Consider the following 16,300-nt stretch of genomic DNA (forward strand, 5'->3'; position numbering starts at 1 on the left):
CCATGCCGGCCGGGGGAGAGCGGCTGGCCGAGGCGCTGCGGCTGCTCGGCGTCTGCCGGGTGGACCTGGACGCCGACCAGGTCCTCGACGTGCTGTGGCTGGCCCGGCGGCTGCCGGCGGGCGCCGAAGCACCCCTCCACCGGCAGGCACCCGCCCGCCCCCAGCCGAACGAACCCCCCGACGCCCCGGAGCCGGCGGACCGGCCCGCCCCGCCGCAGCGGACCTCCGAACCGGGCGACCCGGAACTGCCGGACCTCACCAGCCCCAGCACCCTGCACGCGGGCGTCCGCAACACCCCCGAGCCCCCGCCCCGGTTCGCGACCACCGGCCAGGAACCCCGGCGGGCCCTGCCGGTGCGCGTCCCGGAGGAGAAGGCGCTCGGCGACGAACTGGCGCTCGGACGGTCGCTCAGGCCGCTGCGCCGCCGCCACGACAGCCGCCACCGCACGGAGATCGACGAGGACCGCACGGCCGCCGCACTCGCCGAGACCAACCTGCCCGACGTGGTGGTACGGCCGGTGCGCGAACGCTGGCTCAACCTCGTGCTGCTCGTCGACGACGGTCTGTCGATGCTGCTGTGGCACCGCCTCGGCACCGAACTGCGTACCCTCCTGGAACGTCTCGGCGCCTTCGCGGTCACCCGCGTCCTCGGCCTCGACACCCGCACCCCGGGACGGCCACGCCTGCACGCCCGGCCGTTCCGCCCCGGCAGCACCGAACTGCCGCTGAGCACCGTCAACGACCCCTCCGGCCGCACCCTGCTGCTGGTCGTCAGCGACGGCATGGGCCCCGCCTGGCGGTCCGGCGCGATGCACGCGCTGCTCGCCGAGCGGGCGGCCCGCGGTCCCGTCGCGCTCCTGCACACCCTGCCGCCGGACATGTGGGAGGCCTCCGGCATCTCCGCCGAACGCTGGCAGGCCACCACCCGGCGCGTCGGCGGCGCCAACACCTCGTGGCAGGTCGTCGACCCGGTGCTGCCGCCCGAGCTGAGCCGGTTCGACGACATCCCGGTCCCCGTCCTCGAACCCACGGCGGGCTCCCTCGGCGTCTGGTCCCGCCTGCTCGCCTCGCCGGGCACCACCGTGGAGCTGCCCCTGCTGGTCCGCCCCGACCGGTACGCCGCCGTCGCCCCCGCGCGGGACCTGAGCAGCGCCCAGCACTTCCGCGACGCCGCCACCCCGGAGGCGTACCGCCTGGCCGCCCACCTCGCGGCGGTGGCCCCGCTGTCGGTGCCCGTGATGCGGCTGGTGCAGACGGCGGTGCCTTGGCCGGCCACCACCTCCCACCTGGCGGAGGTGTTCCTCGGCGGCCTGGTCCGCCCGCATCCGGCGCCCGTGTCGGGGCCGCTGCCCGCCAAGCACCGGGTCTTCGACTTCACCGACACCTCCAAGACGGTCCTGCTCGACGCGGTCCCGCAGGCCGAACTCCTGCGCACCGGCCGCCGGATCGGGCGCCGCCTGGAGGAGCTGGCCGGGAACTCCCCGGACTTCCCGGCCTGGCTGCTCCATCCCGACGGCTCCGACGTCCTGCCAGGCTCCCAGCAGCCGTTCACCAGCGTCGAGCGCAGGCTGCTCGCCCGGTTCGGGGTGTCGGTCGGCGGCGAGCGCCCCGCCCCCGGTCCCGGCTCGCCGGGGTCCGGCACCGGCCGGGACGACTGGGAGCCGCTCACCAAGGACGACCCGCGCCGCATCGGCCGGTACGAGCTGCGCGGCCGTCGGCGCGGGCGGCGCACGATCGTCTACCGGGGCGTCGACCGGCGGGGCCGGGAGGCCGTACTGCGGATACCGCGCCCCGACCTGCCCGCCGTCAACGCCGGACTCGTCACGGTGGAGGCCGAGGCGCTGTCCCGGCTGGACGGCCAGTACGCGCCCGTGCTGCTCGCCAGCGGGCTCCGGGACGCTCCGCCCTGGCTGGCCATGACCCCGATCGCGGACGCGGCGGCGCCCGACGCCCCGCCGCTGCGGCTCTCGGAGATCTTCACCCGGGCCCTGACCGACGGCACCGCCCCCTTCGACATCCTCCAGGGCCTGCTCGTCTCCTGCTACCTCGCCAACGCGGTCGCCCTCTGCCACCTCAACGGCCTCGTGCCCGCCACCCTCGACGCCGACAGCGTGTACGTGCTGCGCCGCACCGTCGTCCTGGGCGACCTGTCGGACTGCGCCGTCGACGGCGCGTACCTGGGCTCGGGCGCCGCACCCACCCGCGAGGACAACGTGCGGGCCCTCGGGGAACTGCTCCAGGTCATCAGCACCAAGGCAGGCTGGGACCTGCCGGGACTGCCCGAGGGCATGCACCTGTGGCAGGGCGACACCTGGGAGCAGCTGCGCCGCCTCGTACTGCGCTGCATGGACCCGGACCCGGCCGTGCGGCCCGGGGCGGGCGAGGTCGCCGAGGTCCTCGCCCGTTACGTCGCCCGCACCCGCCTCCAGCTCGGCGAGGCCGTTTCGCGCGGCGCCCAGGGCGGCCCGGCCGCGCGCGTGCCGCTCACCCCGCCCGCCACCGCCGTCCCCGCACCACGCTCGACGCTGCGGCTGCCGCGCTTCGGTACCGGCCGCCGGGAGGCGCAGCACCGTATGGAGCGGGTGCGGAGCGCGCCCCTGCCGCACAGCAGGCGCCTCACCCTGATCGGCGCCTACCACTACAGTGGACGCGCCACGACCACCATGGTGCTCGGCTCCGTCCTCGCCGCCGCGCGCGGCGAGCCCGTCCTCGCCCTCGACGGATCCGCCTCCGAGGGATCGCTGGACGCCTTCCTCACCGACCGCAACCCGGCCGTCGTACGCGACCTGGCGGCCCTGCCGCCCGCACCGGCCTACGAGGAGATCCGCGCCCGCACGACCCGGCTGCCGTCCGGCCTCGAAGTGGTCGCCCACCGCAGTGGCCACTTCAGCCCCAACCCGGCCCACCAGCAGGAGTACGCGCACGTGCTGGGGCAGACGGCGCACTACTACCCCTTCGTCCTCACCGACTGGTCCCCGCTGCGGCTCGACCGCTCGGCCGACGTGGTCCTCGACCACACCGACCGGCTGATCCTCTGCTGCGGGACCGCGGACTGGTTCCTGGACGCGGCCGTCCGCGCCCTCACCATCGTCCGCGGCGCCGGCCGGGAGGAGCAGGCGCGGCGGACGATCGTCGTCGCCACCGACCTCGGCGGGCCCACGGGACGGCCCCTGCCGTCGGCGTTCGCCCGGCGGCTGCGCGTCGATCCCGGGCAGGTGCTGAACGTACCCTTCGACCCCGCCCTGCAGTCGCCCGGCTGGCAGCTGCACCGGCTGCGACCGGCCACGACGGAAGCGTTCCTCCGACTGGCCGAACTGGTGACGGAGGAGGGCTGAACCGATGGGCCCGGACAGGGGCGTCGAATGTTTTGCCGTGTCCACCGAATGTTTTGATGCGTGCCCGGTGTGACCATCCGCTCCCCGGCCCGCCGAGGGCTTCGTCAAGCGGGCCCGCAGGGTTACGATCGCCGCCATGACATCCCCGCAGCCCGCTGAAACCCGGACGCAAAAGCGGTCCCCGCAGACCGCGACCCTCGCCGAGATCGCGCGTGCGGCCGGTGTGTCGGCGCCGACTGTTTCGAAGGTGCTCAACGGCCGCGCCGACGTCGCGCCCTCGACCCGGGCCCGCGTGGAAGAGCTGCTGCGCACCCACGGCTACCGGCGCCGGCGGGCCGAGTCGACCCGTTCGCCGCTGATCGACCTGGTCTTCCACGAGCTGGAGAGCGCCTGGGCGATGGAGGTCATCCGGGGCGTGGAGAACGTGGCCCGGGACACCGGGCTCAGCGTGGTGCTCTCCGAGAGCGCGGGGCGCCTCACGCCCGGCCGGACCTGGGCCGACCAGGTCGCCGCTCGCCGTCCGCACGGCGTGATCCTGGTCCTGTCCGGCCTCGACGAGTCCCAGCGGGCGCTGCTCACCAGCCGCTCCATCCCGTTCGTGGTGATGGACCCGGCGGGCGACCCCGGCGCCGACGTGCCGTCCATCGGCGCCACCAACTGGCAGGGCGGACTCGCCGCCACCCGGCACCTGGTCGACCTCGGGCACACCCGCATCGGGGCGATCAGCGGACCCACCCGGATGATGTGCAGCCGCGCCCGCGTCGACGGCTACCGGGCCGCCCTGGAGACCGCCGGGCTGCCGGTCGAACCCGACCTGATCGTGACGGGCGACTTCCACCACGAGGCCGGTTACCGGCGGGGCCTGGAGCTGCTGCGCCGCCCCGACCGGCCGACCGCCGTCTTCGCGGGCAACGACCTCCAGGCGCTGGGCCTGTACGAGGCCGCGCGCGAGCTGGGGCTGCGCATCCCGCAGGACCTCAGCGTGGTCGGCTTCGACGACCTGCCGGTGGCCCGCTGGGTGGGGCCGCCGCTGACGACCGTACGGCAGCCGCTGATGGAGATGGCCGAGGCGGCGGCACGGCTGGTCCTGGACCTCGGGCGGGACGACGGCTCCGCGTCGGCGACCCGGGTGGAGCTGGCCACCAGCCTGGAGGTGCGCAGCAGCACGGCGCCGCCCGGCAGCGGCTGAGCCGCGCCGCAGCCCGAGCCGCGCCGCAGCCCGAGCCGCTCAGCGCCGCAGTCCGAGCCGCTCAGCGCCGGTCCGAGCCGCGCCGAAGTCTGAGAATTTACACAGAATCCCGACCCGCACGTTCCTGATTCAACAATTCCGACTTATGTTCCCTCCGACGGGGCACTCGCGTGGGGACGCGAACGGGACCGGCTGGGGCGGGGGCGGACGCATGGCTGCGCGGGACGCGCGGGACGGGCGCGGTGGGCGCTCGAAGGGGTTCAAGTTGGCCGGCCTTGCACTGGCCGGGGCGCTGCTGCTCGGGTTCGCCGCGGTGGGCTGGACCTACTGGCACCTGAACGGCAACATCAACAGCGTCGACATCGAGGGCGCGCTCGGCGACGACCGCCCCGCCCGCCCGGCCACCGTCCCCTCGCCCTCCGCCTCCCCGGTGCCCACCGGCGCCCTGAACATCCTCGTCCTCGGCTCGGACTCGCGCAGCGGCGAGGAGAACCGGGAACTCGGCGGCGGCGACAGCGGGGGCGCCCGCTCCGACACGGCGATGGTCGTCCACCTCGACGCGGGCCGCACCGCCGCCACGGTCGTCAGCATCCCGCGCGACACGCTCGTCGACCGCCCCTCCTGCCCGCTGGAGTCCGGCGACTCGACCCGGGAGGCGAGCAACGCGATGTTCAACACCGCCTACGAACTGGGCGGTCCGGTCTGCGCGGTCAAGACCGTCGAGTCCTTCACCGGTGTCCGCATGGACCACTACATCGAGATCGACTTCTCCGGCTTCGCCAAGCTGGTCGACGCGTTGGGCGGGGTCACCGTCACCACGGACGTGGACATCGACGACGACAAGAGCCACCTGCACCTGGACGCCGGCACCCACCACCTCGACGGCACCGAGGCGCTCGGCCTGGCCCGCACCCGCTACGGGCTGGCGGGCGGCAGCGACCTGGCCCGGATAGAGCTCCAGCAGAACCTGGTCAAGGCGCTCCTCGAACAGATCGCGACCACCGACCTGCTCACCGACCCCCCGCGCCTCTACCAGGTCGCGGACGCGGTCACCGGCAGCCTCACCACCGACACCGGCCTGGACTCGCTGGGCGAGCTGACCGGCCTCGGCCGCAGCCTCGGGGGCCTCGCGGCGGACGACGTACGCACCGTGACCCTGCCGGTGGACCCGGCGCCCTGGGACCCCAACCGGGTGATCGCCCACGAGCCGGACGCCGGTGACCTGTGGGAATCGCTGCGCTAGCGGTCCCGTTGCGGTCCCGTAGCGGCCTCCGGAAAGTTCTTGAGGAAATCCGGCGGCGCATGTCGATCCGTGCCGTGCCCGTTCGACGCACCGGGTGAGAGGCCGGGGAGCGACCCCGGCCGCCGAACCCGAGGAGTCACCGTGCCCCGCTACCTGTCGCTGATCCGCATCGAGGAGAACGACAGCCTCTCCGGCGGCCCCAGCCCCGAGCTGGTGCAGCGCATGGAGAAGCTGATGGAGGAGATGACGAAGGCCGGCGTCCTGCTCGACACGGCCGGCCTCACCCCGACCGCCGACGGCACCCGCGTCCACTACGAGGGCGGGCAGCTGTCCGTCACCGACGGGCCCTTCACCGAGTCCAAGGAGGTCATCGGCGGCTACGCCCTGCTCCAGGCCAAGGACAAGGCCGAGGCCGTCGAGTGGACCAAGCGCTTCCTGAAGGTGCACGAGGAGCACTGGACGGTCACCTGCGAGGTGCGCCAGCTCATGGAGGGCTGAGTTCCGCTTTGCTCGGCCCGTTCGAGGGTGTTGCATGGTGGGCTGTGGAACCGCAGCCCACCGAGGCCCTGGAGACCGTCTTCCGACTGGAGACCCCGCGCGTCGTCGCCGGCGTCGCCCGGCTCGTGCGGGACGTCGGCATCGCCGAGGAACTCACGCAGGACGCCCTGGTCGCCGCCCTGGAGCAGTGGCCGAGGGACGGCGTGCCCGACAATCCCGGCGCCTGGCTCATGGCCACCGCCCGGCGCCGTGCCGTCGACCTGATCCGGCGCCGGGAGACCTACGCCCGCAAGCTCGCGGAGATCGGCCGCGAGCTGCCCGCCGAGACGCCGCCGGTGGAGCCCGCCGACCCGGACGACATCGACGACGACCTGCTGCGGCTGGTCTTCACCGCCTGCCACCCGGTGCTCTCCGCCGAGGCCCGCATCGCCCTGACCCTGCGGCTGCTCGGCGGCCTGACCACGCCCGAGATCGCCCGTGCCTTCCTCGTCCCGGAGCCGACGGTCGCGCAGCGCATCGTGCGCGCCAAACGCACCCTGGCCACGAGGAACGTCGCCTTCGAGGTGCCGTACGGCCCGGACCGGGCGGCCCGCCTCGGATCGGTCCTGGAGGTCATCTACCTGATCTTCAACGAGGGGTACGCGGCCACCGCGGGCGACGACTGGCTCCGCCCGGCCCTGTGCGAGGACGCCCTGCGCCTGGCCCGCGTCCTCTCCGCCCTGATGCCGAAGGAGCCCGAGGTGCACGGTCTGACGGCGCTGCTGGAGTTCCAGGCCTCCCGTACCGCCGCCCGCACCGGCCCCGACGGCGAGCCGGTCCTCCTGCGCGACCAGAACCGCCGCCGCTGGAGCCGGCTGCTCATCGCCCGCGGCATCACCGCCCTCGACCACGCCCACGCCACGGCCGGCTCCGGTGCCCCGGGCCCGTACGTCCTCCAGGCCGCGATCGCCGCCTGCCACGCGACGGCACACCGCTACGAGGAGACCGACTGGCCGCGCATCGCCGCGCTCTACGGCCTGCTCGCCGCCCGCGCCCCGTCCCCGGTCGTCGAACTCAACCGCGCGGTCGCCGTGTCGATGGCCGAGGGCCCGGCCCCCGCGCTGGCCCTCGTCGACGCCCTGGCCGCCGAACCGGCGCTGCGCGACTACCACCTGCTCCCCAGCGTCCGCGGCGACCTCCTGCTCCGCCTGGACCGCCCGGCCGAGGCGCGCACGGAGTTCGAGCGGGCCGCGTCCCTGACCCGCAACGAACGCGAGCGCGAACTGCTGATCCGCCGGGCGGAGGAGTGCGGTTAGGGCCGGTCCGCCGGGCAGGTCCTACGGCTTCCGCACCGGCTGACCGACCAGCATCGTCGGCGCTCCCGCGACCCGGGTCAGGAACACGGTCGCCGCGTTCGGCCCCTGCGGTCTGACCTTCCGCCGCAGCTCCTCCGGCTCGACCGCGGACCCCCGCTTCTTCACGGTCAGCGTGCCGACGCGGCGCTCCCGCAGCAGTGCCTTCAGCTTCTTCACGTTGAAGGGCATGAGGTCGGTGATCTCGTACGCCGTGGCGTACGGCGTCGGCAGCAGTTCGTCCGCGGTGACGTAGGCGATGGTCGCGTCGAGCAGCCCGCCGCCGACCTGTTCGGCGACCTCGGCGACCAGGTGGGCGCGGATCACGGCGCCGTCCGGCTCGTACAGGTACCGGCCGGGTGCGCGGACCTCCGGGTCGGGCAGGCCGGTGCCGGGCAGGGTGCGGGGTCCGGGCAGCAGCGTGGCCCGCACCGCCCCCGCCGCGCCGCCGAACCACAGCACCGCCTCCTTCACGTCCCCGCCGTCGGAGATCCACTCGGCCTCGGCGTCCTCCGGCACCGCCTCGTGCGGGATGCCGGGCGCCACCTTCAGCGCGGCGGCACGGGAGGCCGTGCGAGCCGCGCCGACGGCCCAGGACAGCGGCGGCGAGTACGCCTCGGGGTCGAAGATCCTCCCCCTGCCGCCGCGCCGGGCCGGATCGACGAAGACCGCGTCGTACCCGCTGGTGTCCACCGCCTCGACATCCGCCTCGCGCACCTCGATCAGCTCGGCGAGCCCCAGCGCCTCGGCGTTGGCACGGGCCGCCGCCGCGGTCGCCGGGTCGCGGTCCACCGCCAGCACCCGGATGCCGGCCCGGGCCAGCGCGATCGCGTCGCCCCCGATCCCGCAGCACAGGTCGGCCACGGAGGTGACACCCAGAGCCGCGAACCGCTCCGCCCGGTACGCCGCCACGCTCGCCCGCGTGGACTGCTCGACCCCGTTGGCCGTGAAGAACATCCGCCCCGCGTCCCCGGCGCCGAACTTCGCCGCCGCCCGCTGCCGCAGCCGCGCCTGTCCGAGCGCGGCCGACACCAGCGCTGCCGGGTGCTCGCGGCGCAACCGGGTGGCGACGGCCAACTCCCGCGCGGGGTCGGTGTCGCGCACCTCGTCGAGGAGTGCGCGGCCTTCGGGGGTGAGCAGGGAGAGCAGGGCGTCGAGGTCGTTCACCGCCTCATTGTGGGCCAGTCGGTGGATGGTGTGCCTCCGGCGCGGTGTCGGACGGGGTCCGGCGGCCCGGGACTGCGAGGATCCGGCACCATGCGAGCAGTCGTACAAAATGACAAAAGCCGGGCGTCGCGGGTGCTGCGGGCGGCGACTGCCCCCGGACCGCGCGGACGCGCCGCCACCGTCACCGCTGTCACCGCCGTCCTCGCCGTGGCCTCCCTCGCCGCCGGCTGTGCGCAGGACACCTCGGACGTCCGGGGTGCCCATGGCCAGGAGCCCCTCCAGGCACCCCCGGCCCGCGCGCTCGACGGGTACGCGGCCAGACTGCGCGCGGCCCAGGCCGCCCGGGTCGCCGCCGCCAAGCGCTGGGACCTCAGAAAGGTCCCGCTGACCGCCCCCGCGCCCCCCGCCAAGAAGCCGGAGATCAAGGCGCGCGACGGCTTCGAGGTCGAGGGCCAGGAGGAGGACGGCCTCCCGCCGGTCTTCACCACGATCCCCACCAAGGAGAAGATCGTCTTCCTCACCATCGACGACGGCGCCGAGAAGGACCGGGCGTTCCTGAGGATGATGAGCGAGCTGAAGATCCCGTACACCGTCTTCCTCACCGACGAGGAGATCAAGGACGACTACGGCTACTTCAAGAAGATGCAGGCCCGCGGGGTCACCCTCAACAACCACACCCTGAGCCACCCCTACCTCCCCGGCCTCTCCTACGCGGAGCAGAAGCGGGAGATCTGCGGCATGCAGGAGGTCATGGAGAAGCGCTACGGCAAGCGCCCCGTCCTCTTCCGCCCGCCCTTCGGCAACTACAACCGCGACACCCTGCGCGCCGCGAAGTACTGCGGCATCGAGTACGCGCCCATCTGGAGCGAGGAGGTGTTCGTCGACCACTGGGAGTACCGCGAGTGGGACCGGGACCTGCACCCCGGGGACATCGTCCTCACCCACTTCCGGGGCCGCGAGGACTGGGACGGCACGATGACCGACATGGCCCGGCGCTTCCTGAACCGGATCACCGCCGAGGGCTACGCGGTGGCCCGCCTGGAGGACTACCTGTGAGGCGAGGGCGGTTCCGGCCGGCCGTGGCCGCCCTGGCCGCCGTACTGCTCACCGGATGCGCCCAGTTCGCCGGCCCCGCCGGACACCCGGCCGCCGGGGAACCGGCCCGGGGCGGCGACCGGAGCGGCGACCAGAACCGGAACCTCCCGCCCGTCGTGGACCACGTCCGCACCACCGACCGGGTCGTCTTCCTCACCTACGACGACGGCGCCGAGCGCGACCCCCGCTTCACGGCCCTGGTCCGCGAGCGGCGCCTCCCCGTCACCCTGTTCCTCACCGACACCGTGGCCGGACCGGCGTACGGCCACTTCGCCGGGCTGCGCTCGGTGGGCGCGAGCCTGCAGAACCACACCCTGGACCACCGCTCCCTGCGGGGCCTGCCCTACGCCGGCCAGCGCGCCGAGATCTGCGGCCAGCAGACCAAGCTCAGGTCCCGCTTCGGCGTCCGCCCCCACCTCTTCCGCCCGCCGTACGGCCAGTACGACACCACGACCCTGCGCGCCGCGGCCGACTGCGGCATCACGGCGGTCGTCCTGTGGCGGGCGGCCCTGAACACCGACGGGGAGCTGACCTACACCCGAGGCGACCACCGCCTGCACGCCGGCGACATCGTGTCCGTGACCGCGGCCGCCCGCACGGCGGATCTGCTGGAGACGATCGAGGGCCAGGGCCTGAGAGTGGCCGCCCTGGACGACTACCTCACCGTCAGCCCGTCCGGCGTTTGAGGGCGAGGCCGTCCAGGCCGAAAGAGGGGTCTGGGGGCGCGGCCCCCAGCGAGGCCCACGCCCACGCCGAGTGCGCTCCACAGACCGGCGTTCACATGAAAACCCCGCCGACGCGCCGCGGGCATTGGCACTCCGCTTGACCGAGTGCTAATCGCAGTCATAGTCTCAGGTCTGGCACTCCCCACTGGAGAGTGCCAACTACGCGACGGGCAGGTCCGGCACCCGCGACGACGGATCCACCTGGTCGCCACCTCAGACAGTTAACCCCGTGAGATCTCCGAAGGGGGAGGTCGGATCGTGACGACCACCAGCTCCAAGGTTGCCATCAAGCCGCTCGAGGACCGCATTGTGGTCCAGCCGCTCGACGCCGAGCAGACCACGGCTTCGGGCCTGGTCATTCCGGACACTGCCAAGGAGAAGCCCCAGGAGGGCGTCGTCCTGGCCGTGGGCCCGGGCCGCTTCGAGGACGGCAACCGCCTTCCGCTCGACGTCAGCGTCGGCGACGTCGTGCTGTACAGCAAGTACGGCGGCACCGAGGTGAAGTACAACGGCGAGGAGTACCTCGTCCTCTCGGCCCGCGACGTGCTCGCGATCGTCGAGAAGTAGAAGTAGTACTTCGCTTCACCGAAGCACTTTGCTTTCCAGCTGCGCCCCTGGCTCCCGCGACCATAAAAAGCCGGGCGTCGGGGGCGCAGTTGCCGTATAACCCCGAGATTTCCGGAAGAGGGCTCACGCTCCCATGGCGAAGATCCTGAAGTTCGACGAGGACGCCCGTCGCGCCCTCGAGCGCGGCGTCAACAAGCTCGCCGACACCGTGAAGGTGACGATCGGCCCCAAGGGCCGCAACGTCGTCATCGACAAGAAGTTCGGCGCCCCCACCATCACCAACGACGGCGTCACCATCGCCCGCGAGGTCGAGGTCGAGGACCCGTACGAGAACCTCGGCGCCCAGCTGGTGAAGGAGGTGGCGACCAAGACCAACGACATCGCGGGTGACGGCACCACCACCGCCACCGTGCTCGCCCAGGCGCTGGTCCGCGAGGGCCTGAAGAACGTCGCCGCCGGCGCCTCCCCGGCGCTGCTGAAGAAGGGCATCGACGCGGCCGTCGCCGCCGTGTCCGAGGACCTCCTCGCCACGGCACGGCCGATCGACGAGAAGTCCGACATCGCCGCCGTCGCCGCGCTGTCCGCCCAGGACCAGCAGGTCGGCGAGCTGATCGCCGAGGCGATGGACAAGGTCGGCAAGGACGGTGTCATCACCGTCGAGGAGTCCAACACCTTCGGTCTGGAGCTGGACTTCACCGAGGGCATGGCCTTCGACAAGGGCTACCTGTCGCCGTACTTCGTGACGGACCAGGAGCGCATGGAGGCCGTCCTCGAAGACCCGTACATCCTGATCAACCAGGGCAAGATCTCCTCCATCGCGGACCTGCTGCCGCTGCTGGAGAAGGTCATCCAGGCCAACGCCTCCAAGCCGCTGCTGATCATCGCCGAGGACCTGGAGGGCGAGGCGCTCTCCACCCTCGTCGTCAACAAGATCCGCGGCACCTTCAACGCCGTCGCGGTGAAGGCCCCGGGCTTCGGCGACCGTCGCAAGGCGATGCTCCAGGACATGGCGGTCCTCACCGGCGCCACGGTCATCTCCGAGGAGGTCGGCCTCAAGCTCGACCAGGTCGGCCTGGACGTGCTCGGCACCGCCCGCCGCATCACCGTCACCAAGGACGACACCACGATCGTCGACGGTGCCGGCAAGCGCGACGAGGTCGAGGGCCGCATCAACCAGATCAAGGCCGAGATCGAGTCCACGGACTCCGACTGGGACCGCGAGAAGCTCCAGGAGCGCCTCGCGAAGCTGGCCGGCGGCGTGTGCGTGATCAAGGTCGGCGCCGCCACCGAGGTGGAGCTGAAGGAGCGCAAGCACCGTCTGGAGGACGCCATCTCCGCGACCCGCGCCGCGGTCGAGGAGGGCATCGTCTCCGGTGGTGGCTCCGCGCTGGTCCACGCCGTCAAGGTGCTGGACGGCAACCTCGGCAAGACCGGCGACGAGGCCACGGGTGTCGCGGTCGTCCGCCGCGCCGCCGTCGAGCCGCTGCGCTGGATCGCCGAGAACGCCGGCCTGGAGGGCTACGTCATCACCTCCAAGGTCGCCGAGCTGGACAAGGGCCAGGGCTTCAACGCCGCCACCGGCGAGTACGGCGACCTGGTCAAGGCCGGCGTCATCGACCCGGTGAAGGTCACCCGCTCCGCCCTGGAGAACGCGGCCTCCATCGCCTCCCTCCTCCTGACGACCGAGACCCTGGTCGTCGAGAAGAAGGAAGAGGAGCCGGCCGAGGCGGGCCACGGCCACGGCCACGCCCACTGAGCGCTGCGCTGAGCGGAACGGCGCCCAGTCCCCTGCGGGGGGCTGGGCGCTATTTCTTTGGGGCGCCGGCGGCGGGGCCGCGTCTGCCCCGGCGGGTCTGGTGCCGGGTGCGGCACGGTCGTGGTTGCTCGCGCAGTTCCCCGCGCCCCTTCGGGGCGCCCCTCTGGGGGATGCCTTCGTCTACTGCGGCCCGTACTTGCGCCCTGTCCGTGAGCTGATCCCGCCCAGCATTCCCCGCGGTACCAGCTTCGCCGCGCCCATCAGGGTCTTGTAGCGGGGGTCCGGGATCGAGAGGGACTTGCCTCGGGAGAGGTCGTCCAGGGCGGCCGCGACGACCTTGTCCGCGTCGAGCCACATCCAGTTCGGGATGTTGTCCGTGCCCATGCCGGCCCGCTCGTGGAACTCCGTGCGGACGAAGCCGGGGGCCAGGGCCATCAGGCGTACGCCGCTGCCGGCCAGGTCCTTCGCCACACCCTGGGTGAACTGCACGACCCACGCCTTGGACGCGCCGTAGGTGCCGCGCGGTACGAAGGCGGCGACCGAGGCCACGTTGACGACGCCGCCGCGGCCGCGCTCCCGCATCGCCTCCACCGCCGCCGAGGTCAGCCGCAGCACCGCCTCGCAGTGCACCTTGAGCATGGTCAGCTCGTCGGCCATGGAGACGTCGAGGAACTTGCCCTTGTTGCCGAAGCCGGCGTTGTTGATCAGCAGGTCGACGGGGTGCCTGCGCTCGCCCAGCCGGGAGGCCACCGCCTCGATGCCGGCGTCCGTGGACAGGTCGGCCGTCAGCACCTCCGCCTCGATGCCGTGCCGGTCGTGCAGCTCGGTGGCCTGTTCGTGCAGCCGCTTGGTGTCGCGGGCCACCAGCACCAGGTTGTGTCCGTCGGCCGCCAGCCGGCGGGCGAACGCGGCGCCGATGCCCGCCGTCGATCCCGTAATCAATGCCGTTGTCATGGCGCAAGGTTAGGCGGAGAAGTGGACAGGTCCACTTCGCTCACCGGTCCCGCCACCGGTGAAGGGACCGTGAAGAAAGTACTGGTGAGGAGCGGTCAGCCGCCGTACCTCGCCACGTACTTCCGCGCCTGCGCCAGCGCCTCCGGGTGCAGCGCCCCGCCCGCCGCGAGCAGCTGCGGCAGCAGCTCCCGCTGGGTGGTGACGGCCCGGAACTGCAGGGCCACCGTCACCTCGTGGTCGGGCCGGTGCACGATGCGGACCGGGTCGCCCGCCCGTATCTCGCCGGGCTCCACCACCCGGAAGTACGCGCCCGGCGCGGCCTTCTCCGTGAAGCGCTTCACCCAGCGCTGCTCACCCATGTGGCCCTGGAAGGTGCGGCAGGGGATGCGCCCGGAGGTCACTTCGAGGAGCAGGTCGGGACCGACCCGCCAGCGCTCGCCGATCAAGGTGCCGGAGACGTCCAGGCCCGTGGTGGTGAGGTTCTCGCCGAACGAGCCGCTGGGCAGCGCACGGCCCAGTTCGCGTTCCCAGTCGTCCAGGTCCTCGCGGGCCACCGCGTAGACCGCCTGGTCCTCGCCGCCGTGGTGACGGGTGTCGCACACCGTGTCGCCGGCCAGCCCGCTCGCCCCGACGCCCGTCGGCCCGGGCGCCGCCACCCGCACGGGGCCGTCGGCCGGGCGCTTGTCGATGCCGGTGACGCCCTCCGGGTGGTCCGTGTACGGCACGGTCTTCGCGCGGCCGAGGTTGACAGACAGAAGCTTCATGGCCGAACGGTAGGACAATCCTCATCAAAGTGTCGACGCGATATTCGTCGTTCGGTTCAAAGGGTCACTTATCCTCGTGGGTGTGATCGAGGCTCGTCATCTCCGTGTGCTGCGCGCCGTGGCATCGACCGGTTCCTTCTCCGCCGCCGGGCGCGAGCTGGGCTGCACCCAGCCCGCCGTCAGCCAGCAGATGAAGGCCCTGGAGTCCTCCGTCGGCACCCCCCTGCTCGTCCGCACCGGGCGTGAGATGCGCCTCACCCAGGCCGGTGAGGCGCTGGTGAGGCACGCCGCCGGGATCATCGCGGGGCTCACGGCCGCCGAGGAGGAGGTCGCCGCCATCGCCGGGCTGCGCGCCGGCCGGGTCCGGCTGGTCTCCTTCCCCAGCGGCAGTTCCGCCCTCGTACCCAACGCCCTGGCCGCCCTGCGTGCCGCGCACCCCGGCACCCGGGTCTCCCTGGAGGAGGCCGAGCCGCCGAACTCCGTCGAGCTGCTCCGCGAGGGCGACTGCGACGTGGCGCTCGCCTTCCGCTACGAGGGTGCGGCGGGCGCGGAGGAGTGGGACGACCTCGTCGTACGGCCGTTGCTGACCGACCGCCTGGTGGCGCTGGTCCCCGACGGGCATCGGCTGGCCCGCGCGGAGTCCGCCGGGCCCGTGGCCATCGGAGAGCTGGCCCGGGAGTCCTGGATCGCGGGCTGCCCCCGCTGCCGGGGCCAGCTGGTCGAGGTCTGCGAGGGAGCCGGCTTCACCCCCCGCATCGACTTCGCGACCGACGACTACCCGGCCGTCGTCGGCCTGGTCGGCGCCGGCCTGGGCGTGGCCGTCCTGCCCCAGCTCGCCGTCGAGTCCGTACGGCCCCGCGGTGTGCGCACGGTGACGCTGGAGCCGGCGGTGCGGCGGGAGATCGTCGCGCTCAGCCTGCCCGACCTGGCCCAGGTGCCCGCGGTGGCGGCGACGCTGGACGAGCTGGCCCGTGCGGCCGCGCGCCTGTCGGCGGCACGTGGGCCGAACCCCTCTGAGAATCCCCTGCGCTGAGAACCCCGTGCGCTGAGAACCCTCTGGTCTGAGAACCCTCTGGTCTGAGAACCCCCGCAAAGAAACGTTCCTTCAGTGGTGGGCGGACTCGTCCCCGCCGGCCGGTCCGGACGCCGACGCCGACACCAGGCGGTGGCGCGCCCGTCCCATGAGCTCCTCGCGCTCGTCCTCGGTCAGCCCGCCCCACACGCCGTACGGCTCACGCACCGCCAGCGCGTGCGCCGCGCACTCGGCGCGGACCGGGCATCTCATGCAGACCTCCTTGGCCGAGTTCTCACGAGCACTCCGTGCCGCACCGCGTTCGCCCTCCGGATGGAAGAAGAGCGAGCTGTCCACCCCGCGGCACGCAGCCAGGAGCTGCCAGTCCCACAGGTCCGCGTTCGGTCCTGGAAGGCGGGAGAAATCTGCCATTGCGTGACCCCTTGTTGCCGATATGGGTGAATCCCGGCGATGCGGCGATGCGGCGACCCAGCATCCACGACCGTACAACTACGATCTAAGGAGATGAAAATATGACTCATTGCGAATCTAGCCTCAGACACCGCCGAAGTGGAAGAAAAGCGGCTAAATGGGGCACCGGTTGTGATGAAACGGCGCGGGTCCGACGCGCATGTCTGCTGCGTGGCCGCCCCCTCACGTAGAG

The 16,300-nt window shown here is 72.9% G+C and carries 14 protein-coding genes; 10 read left to right on the forward strand and 4 right to left on the reverse strand.

What is annotated here, in order from left to right; genetic code table 11:
• The first annotated feature begins 2 nt into the window (after window positions 1–2).
• The 5 genes from OIE75_RS22915 to OIE75_RS22935 all read left to right on the forward strand — a co-directional run bounded on the left by OIE75_RS22915 (window position 3) and on the right by OIE75_RS22935 (window position 7,560).
• Window positions 3–3,335, forward strand: coding sequence for an SAV_2336 N-terminal domain-related protein (locus tag OIE75_RS22915; protein WP_329471991.1), 3,333 nt, complete (start codon window positions 3–5; stop codon window positions 3,333–3,335).
• A gap of 136 nt (window positions 3,336–3,471) precedes the next feature.
• Window positions 3,472–4,524, forward strand: a complete 1,053-nt coding sequence (locus OIE75_RS22920; protein WP_122615789.1) for a LacI family DNA-binding transcriptional regulator — start codon at window positions 3,472–3,474, stop codon at window positions 4,522–4,524.
• Between the two features lie 211 nt (window positions 4,525–4,735).
• On the forward strand, window positions 4,736–5,767 hold the full coding sequence (locus OIE75_RS22925; RefSeq protein ID WP_329471992.1) for an LCP family protein: 1,032 nt from the start codon (window positions 4,736–4,738) through the stop codon (window positions 5,765–5,767).
• A gap of 141 nt (window positions 5,768–5,908) precedes the next feature.
• Window positions 5,909–6,265: a YciI family protein gene (locus tag OIE75_RS22930; protein ID WP_307014630.1), complete on the forward strand. Its 357-nt coding sequence runs from the start codon at window positions 5,909–5,911 to the stop codon at window positions 6,263–6,265.
• A gap of 44 nt (window positions 6,266–6,309) precedes the next feature.
• Window positions 6,310–7,560 (forward strand): RNA polymerase sigma factor, encoded by a 1,251-nt coding sequence (locus tag OIE75_RS22935; protein ID WP_329471993.1) that lies wholly within the window; start codon window positions 6,310–6,312, stop codon window positions 7,558–7,560.
• Window positions 7,561–7,581: 21 nt separating this feature from the next.
• Here OIE75_RS22935 and OIE75_RS22940 read toward each other — a convergent pair whose 3' ends face one another.
• Window positions 7,582–8,763, reverse strand: coding sequence for a class I SAM-dependent methyltransferase (locus OIE75_RS22940; RefSeq protein WP_307014632.1), 1,182 nt, complete (start codon window positions 8,761–8,763; stop codon window positions 7,582–7,584).
• 90 nt (window positions 8,764–8,853) lie between these two features.
• On the opposite strand from OIE75_RS22940, the gene OIE75_RS22945 reads away from it, so the two are divergent.
• From OIE75_RS22945 to groL, 4 genes are all read left to right on the forward strand, one after another.
• Entirely contained in the window at window positions 8,854–9,819 is a 966-nt protein-coding gene (locus tag OIE75_RS22945) for a polysaccharide deacetylase family protein (protein WP_329471994.1), read from the forward strand.
• Window positions 9,816–10,544 (forward strand): polysaccharide deacetylase family protein, encoded by a 729-nt coding sequence (locus OIE75_RS22950; RefSeq protein ID WP_329471995.1) that lies wholly within the window; start codon window positions 9,816–9,818, stop codon window positions 10,542–10,544. Before OIE75_RS22945 ends, OIE75_RS22950 begins: the two co-directional genes overlap by 4 nt.
• A gap of 297 nt (window positions 10,545–10,841) precedes the next feature.
• Window positions 10,842–11,150 (forward strand): co-chaperone GroES, encoded by a 309-nt coding sequence (gene groES, locus OIE75_RS22955; RefSeq protein WP_003974211.1) that lies wholly within the window; start codon window positions 10,842–10,844, stop codon window positions 11,148–11,150.
• A gap of 133 nt (window positions 11,151–11,283) precedes the next feature.
• Window positions 11,284–12,906, forward strand: coding sequence for a chaperonin GroEL (gene groL / locus OIE75_RS22960; RefSeq protein ID WP_161327667.1), 1,623 nt, complete (start codon window positions 11,284–11,286; stop codon window positions 12,904–12,906).
• Window positions 12,907–13,086: 180 nt separating this feature from the next.
• Here the strand turns inward: groL and OIE75_RS22965 are convergent, their stop codons facing one another.
• Both OIE75_RS22965 and OIE75_RS22970 read right to left on the reverse strand, forming a co-directional pair.
• Window positions 13,087–13,860: an SDR family NAD(P)-dependent oxidoreductase gene (locus tag OIE75_RS22965; protein ID WP_307014637.1), complete on the reverse strand. Its 774-nt coding sequence runs from the start codon at window positions 13,858–13,860 to the stop codon at window positions 13,087–13,089.
• 95 nt (window positions 13,861–13,955) lie between these two features.
• Window positions 13,956–14,624 (reverse strand): MOSC domain-containing protein, encoded by a 669-nt coding sequence (locus OIE75_RS22970; protein ID WP_329471996.1) that lies wholly within the window; start codon window positions 14,622–14,624, stop codon window positions 13,956–13,958.
• 82 nt (window positions 14,625–14,706) lie between these two features.
• Between OIE75_RS22970 and OIE75_RS22975 the strand changes: the two genes are divergently transcribed.
• Window positions 14,707–15,657, forward strand: coding sequence for a LysR family transcriptional regulator (locus OIE75_RS22975; RefSeq protein ID WP_307014640.1), 951 nt, complete (start codon window positions 14,707–14,709; stop codon window positions 15,655–15,657).
• A gap of 72 nt (window positions 15,658–15,729) precedes the next feature.
• Here OIE75_RS22975 and OIE75_RS22980 read toward each other — a convergent pair whose 3' ends face one another.
• Window positions 15,730–16,068: a WhiB family transcriptional regulator gene (locus tag OIE75_RS22980; RefSeq protein ID WP_307014642.1), complete on the reverse strand. Its 339-nt coding sequence runs from the start codon at window positions 16,066–16,068 to the stop codon at window positions 15,730–15,732.
• Window positions 16,069–16,300: the final 232 nt, after the last annotated feature.

This window comes from Streptomyces sp. NBC_01723, from assembly GCF_036246005.1.
In the GTDB taxonomy this organism is placed as follows: domain Bacteria; phylum Actinomycetota; class Actinomycetes; order Streptomycetales; family Streptomycetaceae; genus Streptomyces.

Excerpts from the sequence above, each read along its gene's own strand:
- OIE75_RS22980 (WP_307014642.1), bottom strand. The coding sequence starts at position 16,068 with ATGGCAGATTTCTCCCGCCTTCCAGGACCGAACGCGGACCTGTGGGAC.
- OIE75_RS22915 (WP_329471991.1), top strand. The coding sequence starts at position 3 with ATGCCGGCCGGGGGAGAGCGGCTGGCCGAGGCGCTGCGGCTGCTCGGC.
- OIE75_RS22945 (WP_329471994.1), top strand. The coding sequence starts at position 8,854 with ATGCGAGCAGTCGTACAAAATGACAAAAGCCGGGCGTCGCGGGTGCTG.
- OIE75_RS22920 (WP_122615789.1), top strand. The coding sequence starts at position 3,472 with ATGACATCCCCGCAGCCCGCTGAAACCCGGACGCAAAAGCGGTCCCCG.
- OIE75_RS22925 (WP_329471992.1), top strand. The coding sequence starts at position 4,736 with ATGGCTGCGCGGGACGCGCGGGACGGGCGCGGTGGGCGCTCGAAGGGG.
- OIE75_RS22965 (WP_307014637.1), bottom strand. The coding sequence starts at position 13,860 with ATGACAACGGCATTGATTACGGGATCGACGGCGGGCATCGGCGCCGCG.
- OIE75_RS22970 (WP_329471996.1), bottom strand. The coding sequence starts at position 14,624 with ATGAAGCTTCTGTCTGTCAACCTCGGCCGCGCGAAGACCGTGCCGTAC.
- groL (WP_161327667.1), top strand. The coding sequence starts at position 11,284 with ATGGCGAAGATCCTGAAGTTCGACGAGGACGCCCGTCGCGCCCTCGAG.